This window comes from Brevibacterium gallinarum, assembly GCF_014836885.1.
Taxonomy (GTDB): domain Bacteria; phylum Actinomycetota; class Actinomycetes; order Actinomycetales; family Brevibacteriaceae; genus Brevibacterium; species Brevibacterium gallinarum.
Genome location: NZ_JACSPY010000023.1, coordinates 25,477 through 32,281, shown reverse-complemented (window position 1 = coordinate 32,281; position 6,805 = coordinate 25,477). Strand labels below are relative to the sequence as shown.

General features: G+C 65.6%; 6 protein-coding genes. All 6 read left to right on the top strand.

Annotated features, from left to right (window positions below; all coding sequences use genetic code 11):
* Positions 1-109: 109 nt before the first annotated feature.
* Positions 110-676, top strand: coding sequence for a hypothetical protein (locus H9634_RS14135; protein WP_191727443.1), 567 nt, complete (start codon positions 110-112; stop codon positions 674-676).
* Between the two features lie 240 nt (positions 677-916).
* The gene (locus tag H9634_RS14130) at positions 917-1,132 is read left to right on the top strand and encodes a hypothetical protein (RefSeq protein ID WP_191727442.1); all 216 of its coding nucleotides are present in this window, start codon (positions 917-919) and stop codon (positions 1,130-1,132) included.
* A 3-nt stretch (positions 1,133-1,135) separates the two neighbouring features.
* Positions 1,136-1,582 carry an N-acetylmuramoyl-L-alanine amidase gene (locus H9634_RS14125; protein WP_191727441.1) on the top strand — a complete coding sequence of 149 codons (447 nt, stop codon included), beginning with the start codon at positions 1,136-1,138 and terminating at the stop codon, positions 1,580-1,582.
* A 165-nt stretch (positions 1,583-1,747) separates the two neighbouring features.
* Positions 1,748-2,875, top strand: a complete 1,128-nt coding sequence (locus H9634_RS14120; protein ID WP_191727440.1) for an aminotransferase class V-fold PLP-dependent enzyme — start codon at positions 1,748-1,750, stop codon at positions 2,873-2,875.
* A gap of 183 nt (positions 2,876-3,058) precedes the next feature.
* Positions 3,059-5,296: a choline BCCT transporter BetT gene (gene betT / locus H9634_RS14115; RefSeq protein ID WP_191727439.1), complete on the top strand. Its 2,238-nt coding sequence runs from the start codon at positions 3,059-3,061 to the stop codon at positions 5,294-5,296.
* A 30-nt stretch (positions 5,297-5,326) separates the two neighbouring features.
* Positions 5,327-6,799 (top strand): aldehyde dehydrogenase family protein, encoded by a 1,473-nt coding sequence (locus tag H9634_RS14110; RefSeq protein WP_191727438.1) that lies wholly within the window; start codon positions 5,327-5,329, stop codon positions 6,797-6,799.
* The last annotated feature ends 6 nt before the right edge of the window (positions 6,800-6,805 follow it).

Genomic DNA, 6,805 nt, shown 5'->3' with positions numbered 1-6,805 from the left:
GCACCTGGGCCTAGCCGACCCCACCACCCCGACATTCAAAACCAAGGAAATCCTGCCAACTACTTGACGCGGGACAGCGGAGGCCTTCCCGGACCAGGTGCTTACGACGGTGCAATGGCTGACTGAAACGGCAGCTGACGGACTCGAGATTGAGTGTCATGAGTACAGCCTCTTCCGCGATTCGAGCGGGACCTTTGTGACTTTCAGAAAACTGTTCCCGGTTGAGAACCTTGAAGGCCGGACGCTCATCCCGGCACCAAGCGTCGATACCGACTCAGTGCGCAAGCGCATTGCTAAGAAAGAACGTCGCGCTCGATCAGCGAAAGTAATAGCGGAACGAGGTGGAATTCCCAATGGCGCGCGGATTCACCTATCCCTTGAGGCTCAGGTTGCTCCCGCGGTAGTCGCTGAAATCGACACGTGGCTCGACGAAGTGCCAGACCGAAGGTCAGTCAGCTGGATCAACGATCCGGTAAGACCACTGCGTTGGGCTGTAGCGGAGGACCCAGACGAGCAATGGACTCTGACAGCACTGCGAGATGCGATATTCGCTAAGGCCGGTTGCGATAAACCCAGCTTCTCGGCCGCTGACGCGTGGAACTACGATGGTCAGAGCTTGTACTGGTTTGCGGAAGATCTGCTGAATCACGAGTCAGCCGGCGAGAGAGAGCGCTGATGAAAGGCGTCAGTTCGGCGATAGCTGCGGTGTTTCGGTCCCGTGGAGTGGGGGAGTAGCCGTCCGGAACAGGTGCCATGCCGGAGTCAATCTGAATAAAGTTCACGTTCTTGACTTCCGCTCAGGCTGACCAACCGGTCAGCCGTGCAGGTGAGGGGCTGAAAGCACCGGAATTACCACGATCGTCGTAGCACCAACGCGGGATTGTAGGGCAATCTCGACGTCTCTAACGTCGTGTGCATGGACACGAATACGATATCCCGCCGCTCATTGTTCGCATCCGGCGCCGCAGTCCTCGGATCCGCAGTACTGCTCAGTGCCGCACCCGGTCACGCTGCCGAGAGCCGGCCCATCACCGAAGCCGCCGGCTTCCGCACCTCCGACGCTGATGGTGGTGAGGCCTCGAATCCGGCCAACCGCCTCGGCTGCGCGCTCGGCCGCGGATTGGAGGGCTGAGCCATGGCAGAACCCATCTGGATCGGCAGCCCGAACTTCAACCAGGGCCGTGGAGGCTCCGGCATCGACCGCATCGTCATCCATTACATCGTCGGCACCCTCGCCGCCGCGGATGCCACCTTCAAGGACCCGGCCTCCCAGGTCAGCGCTCACTACGGCATCGGCGAAGGCGCCCTGCATCAGTACGTGAACGAAGGCGACACCGCCTGGCATGCCGGCAACTTCGCGATGAACCAGCGCAGCATCGGCATCGAGCACTCCGCAGACCAGAACCGCGCCCCCGACGAGTTCACCTACAACACTTCGATCGCACTGTGCGCGCGCATCTGCCGCGACTACGGACTCGACCCCCACGTCGCGCTCATCCCACACAACTCCGTCGTCGCCACCTCGTGCCCGGGCACCGTCGACTTCGAGCGCATCAAGAACGCGGTCGCCGCCGGAGTCTGAAGCCTCAGCCGCATGAGCGGGCCCTGATCACCCTCGAATACGCCACCCAACACAACCGCATCCCCACCCCGGCGTCGCCCAGCCTCCCCAAGCTGGGCGGCGCTCTTTCGTTCCACTGTGTGACCCGGATCTCACGGATGCACGTGCGGGAGCTAAGATAATGGTATGAAACTTCCACACAGCGATATTGATCCCGGCGGCCTGCTGGAGTACTCCGTCGTCTTCACAGACCGCTCCCTCAACCACATGTCCGCCCGCTTCGTCTCCGTCATGGAGGAGACGCTGTCGATCCTGCGCAGCACCTACAACGCCAAGACCGCGGTGCTCGTCCCCGGCGGCGGCTCCTACGGCATGGAATCGGTCGCCCGCCAGTTCGCCGGCGGCAAGCGCTGCCTCATCGTGCGCAACGGCCAGTTCTCCTACCGCTGGTCGCAGATCCTCGACACCGGCCAGATCCCGGCCGCACACGAGGTGTTCAAGGCCCGCCCGGCCGGCGGCGACGTCGACGCAGGATTCGCTCCTGCTCCCATCGACGAGGTCGTCGAGACCATCCGCCGCCAGCGCACCGAGCTCGTCCTCGCCCCGCACGTCGAGACCGCCTCGGGAGTGCTGCTGAGCGATGACTACATGCGCCGGATCGCCGAGGCCGTGCACGAGGTGGGCGGCCTGTTCGTCCTCGACTGCGTCGCCTCCGGTCCACTGTGGGTCGACATGGACGACATCGGCGTCGACATTCTGCTCTCGGCCCCGCAGAAGGGCTGGAGCGGCACGCCGTGCGCCGGCTACATCATGCTCGGTGAGCGCGCCCGCACAGCGATCGAGGACACCACGAGCTCGAGCTTCGCACTCGACCTGAAGAAGTGGATGACGATCTGCGAGGGCTACGCCGCCGGCAAGCACGGCTACCACGCCACGATGCCGACCGACTCGATCACCCATAACCTGACCCTCATGCAGGAGGCCGTCGAATTCGGGCTGCCGAAGCTGCGTGAGCGCCAGATCGAACTCGGCGACAGAGTCCGCAAGCTCTTCAGCTCCCGCGGCTACTCCTCAGTCGCCGCCGAGGGCTGGCAGTCTCCGACGGTTGTCGTCGTGCAGGCCAAGCGACCCGCCGCCGAGGTGGTGGCCGCGTTTGCGCAGGCAGGCGTGCAGGTGGCGGGCGGGGTCCCGCTCATGGTCGACGAGCCGGAGGGCTTCCAGACTTTCCGCATCGGCTTGTTCGGCCTCGACAAGTGGGCTGATGTCGACGCGGCGGTAGCGCGTCTGGAGACTGCACTCGACCAGGTGGGCTGACGCAATCCTCATCGTTTCGGGTGATGGCTCGGGCGTGTGCGGCAGCGGGCGGTGACGGCGTACCCGCGCAGCGCGTGACCGTTACCTGCCGGTAAGCGGACTGGCGGCCTTGTTATGGTGTGAAGTGCCCGGCAGGCGCAGGGATCCCTGCGCCTGCACTCACACCACTGCAGAGACGAAGAGATGAGCGATTCGAAACAGCCGTCAGATCCGATAGAGCCTTCAGACTCGAACGCCCCACACGACGCCCGGCCCGGAGCCGCTGCAGCAGCCACCGATGCTGGCCCTGCGCGGGCCGACCAAGCACCAGCTGACGGCTCGCCGACAGATTCGCCTCCACCGAACTGGCCGGTCTTCCTCATCTCCGGCATCAGCATCCTGGCGATCGCGCTGTGGGCGATCATCGCCCCGGAGAACGCCGACCTCGTGCTCAACACCGCCGTCGGCTGGATCTCAGCGAACTTCGGCTGGTACTACATCCTGACCGCCACACTCATCATCGTCTTCGTCATCATGATGGCCGCCGGCCGCACCGGCAAGATCCGTCTTGGCCCGCAGCACTCCCGACCGCAGTTCAGCCTCTTCACGTGGACGGCGATGCTGTTCGCTGCCGGCATCGGCATCGACCTGATGTTCTTCTCGGTCTCCGAACCGGCCTCCCAGTTCCTGTTCCCGCCAGAGGGCGCGGTCGACGACCCGCTGAATCCCGACACCGACCCGACTGGCCGGGCGCGCATGGCCGTCATCTGGACGCTGTTCCACTACGGCATCACCGGCTGGGCGATGTACGCCCTCATGGGCATGGCGTTCGCCTACTTCGCCTACCGCAAGAACATGCCGCTCTCAATCCGCTCGATCCTGTACTGGGCGATCGGCAAGCGCATCAACGGCTGGCTCGGCTCGACCATCGACGTCGCCGCCGTGCTCGGCACCGTCTTCGGCATCGCCACCTCACTGGGCATCGGCGTCGTGCAGCTCAACTACGGCCTGCACCTCATGTTCGGTGTCCCCGAGGGCGTCGGCGCCCAGATCGGCCTCATCGCCCTGGCCGTCATCATGGCCACGATCTCGACCGTCACCGGTGTGGAGAAGGGCATCCGCCGTCTGTCTGAGCTCAACGTCATCCTCGCGATCGTGCTGCTGGCCCACATTCTCATCACCGGCAAGACCCGGTTCCTCTTCGATGCCCTCGTCACCAACGTCGGCGAGTACCTCTACGAGCTGCCGCGGATGACCCTCGATGTCTTCCCGTTCATCCAGCCCGATGACTGGATGGCCGGCTGGACGCTGTTCTTCTGGGCCTGGTGGGTGGCCTGGGCGCCGTTCGTCGGACTGTTCCTCGCCCGCATCTCCCGCGGCCGCACGATCCGCCAGTTCGTCATCGGCGTGCTCATCGTCCCCTTCACCTTCATCGCCATCTTCATCTCGATCTTCGGCAACTCCACGCTGCGTCTCGTGCTCGACGGCAACCTGGAATTCGCCGACGTCGCCGCCAACACCCCGGAGCGTGCCTTCTACTCGCTGCTGGAGATGTACCCCGGCGCCCCGGCTGTCATCGGCCTGGCCACCATCGTCGGCCTGCTCTTCTACGTCACCTCGGCAGACTCCGGTGCACTCGTGCTGGCGAACTTCACCTCCTACACCCATGACCCGAACACCGACGGCCGCAAGGGGCTGCGCGTGTTCTGGGCGATCGCCACCGGTGTGCTGACGCTCGGCATGCTCATCGTCGACGGCGTCACCACCCTGCAGGGAGCCACGCTCATCATCGGACTGCCGTTCTCGGTGGTGCTCTATCTCGTCATGCTGTCGCTGTACCGGGCGCTGCAGGTCGAGCTCGACGTCACCGACAGCCGGTTCAACAGCCTGCCCGGCCGCCTGTCCGGCCAGGCAGGACTGTCCTGGCAGCAGCGCCTGCGCCGCGCCACGAGCTTCCCCGGCCGCGGGGCCGCCTCCCGCTACTTCAAGTCCACTGTCATCCCGGCGCTGACCGAGGTGGCCGAGGAGCTGCGCGCCAACGGCTCAGACGCCCGCCTCGACACCTCGGAAGTGGTCTCCCACAAGCTGCCGCAGGCAGCGCTGACGATCGAGTTCGCCGACGCGGAGTCGTGTGTCTACCAGGTCTACCCGGTGGCCACGCAGATGCCGTCGTTCGCCCTCAACACCGCCCGCGAAGGCAGTGACGCCTACTACCGCCTCGAAGTCTTCAACACCGAGGGATCGCGTGGATACGATGTTTTCGGGTACACCAAGGAACAGCTCATCTCCGACGTCCTCAGCAGTTTCGAGGCTCACCTGGAGTTCCTGCGGATCTCCGACGGCACACCGCCGGACGTCGCCGCAGCATCGACCACCGCCCTCACCACAGATTGGGAAGAGGAAACCCCTGAGAAGACACGGACTGAGGCCAGCGACCGCTGACGCCAGCCCTGTGCAGAAATGAGGAGTGCCATGCCGAACACCCTGTACATCGACGGCGAGTGGGTCTCCGCCTCCGCCGGAGGAACCCGCGAGATCCACTGCCCGGCCAACGGCGAACTCGTCGCCGTGGTCGACGAAGCCACCCAGGACGACACCGTCAAGGCGATCGCAGCCGCCCGCCGCGCCTTCGACTCCCAGGTGTGGTCGAGCGTGCCGGCCGCCGAGCGCGGCGCGCTGCTGCTCAAGGTCGCCGACGCCATCCGGGAGCGCAAGGATGAGTTCGCCCACGCCGAGTCCCTCGACACCGGCAAGCGGCTGGTCGAGTCCGAGATGGACATGGACGACATCGCCGCCTGCTTCGACTACTTCGGCCGCATCGCCGACGCCGATGCCGGTCGCGTCGTCGACGCCGGTGACAGCACCGTCGTCTCCCGCATCGTCCACGAGCCGGTGGGCGTGTGCGCGCTCATCACCCCGTGGAACTACCCGCTGCTGCAGGCGGCCTGGAAGATCGCCCCGTGCCTCGCCGCCGGCAACAGCTTCGTGCTCAAGCCGGCCGAACTCACCCCGCACACCGCGATCCTGACGATGCAGGTCCTCGATGAGCTCGGCCTGCCCGCCGGGGTCGGCAACCTCATCTTGGGCGCCGGCGCCGAGGCGGGGGCCCCGTTGTCGACGCATGCGGATGTCGACATGGTCTCGTTCACCGGCGGTCTGGTCACCGGCCGGCTCATTGCCCGCAACGCAGCCGAGACGGTCAAGAAGATCGCCCTCGAGCTCGGCGGAAAGAACCCGAACGTCATCTTCGCCGACGCTGATCGCAAAGCCGCGCTCGACAATGCGCTCAACGCCGCTTTCGTGCACTCCGGCCAGGTGTGCTCTGCCGGTGCCCGGCTCATCGTCGAGGAGTCGATCGCCGAGGAGTTCGTTGACGAACTCGTCGCCCGGGCCGAGCAGATCCGCCTCGGCGGGCCCTTCGACGAGCACGCCGAGACCGGCCCGCTCATCTCCGCTGAGCACCGCGACAAGGTCACCGCCTACGTCGAGGCCGGCAAGCAGGAAGGCGCCCGCGTGCGCTGCGGCGGTCAGTGGGGCACCGGAGAGCTCGAATCCGGCTTCTACTACCTGCCGACCGTCATCGACCAGGTCAAGCCGGGCATGTCGGTGCTGCGCGACGAGGCCTTCGGCCCGGTCGTGACCGTTGAGACGTTCTCCACCGAGGACGAGGCGGTCGCACTGGCCAACGACACCCACTACGGTCTGGCCGGCGCGGTGTGGACACAGGACGCCGGCAAGTCCCAGCGGGTCGCCAGCCGGCTGCGCCACGGCACCATCTGGATCAACGACTTCCACCCCTACCTGCCGCAGGCCGAATGGGGCGGATACAAGCAGTCCGGATTCGGTCGCGAACTCGGGCCCACCGGTCTGGCCGAATACCAGGAAGCCAAGCACATCTACCAGAATCTCGAACCGGCCGTCACCGGCTGGTTCCCCGAGCACTGAGAGGGA

Coding starts and splice junctions, on each gene's coding strand:
- H9634_RS14110 (WP_191727438.1), top strand. CDS start 5,327: ATGCCGAACACCCTGTACATCGACGGCGAGTGGGTCTCCGCCTCCGCC.
- H9634_RS14130 (WP_191727442.1), top strand. CDS start 917: ATGGACACGAATACGATATCCCGCCGCTCATTGTTCGCATCCGGCGCC.
- betT (WP_191727439.1), top strand. CDS start 3,059: ATGAGCGATTCGAAACAGCCGTCAGATCCGATAGAGCCTTCAGACTCG.
- H9634_RS14120 (WP_191727440.1), top strand. CDS start 1,748: ATGAAACTTCCACACAGCGATATTGATCCCGGCGGCCTGCTGGAGTAC.
- H9634_RS14125 (WP_191727441.1), top strand. CDS start 1,136: ATGGCAGAACCCATCTGGATCGGCAGCCCGAACTTCAACCAGGGCCGT.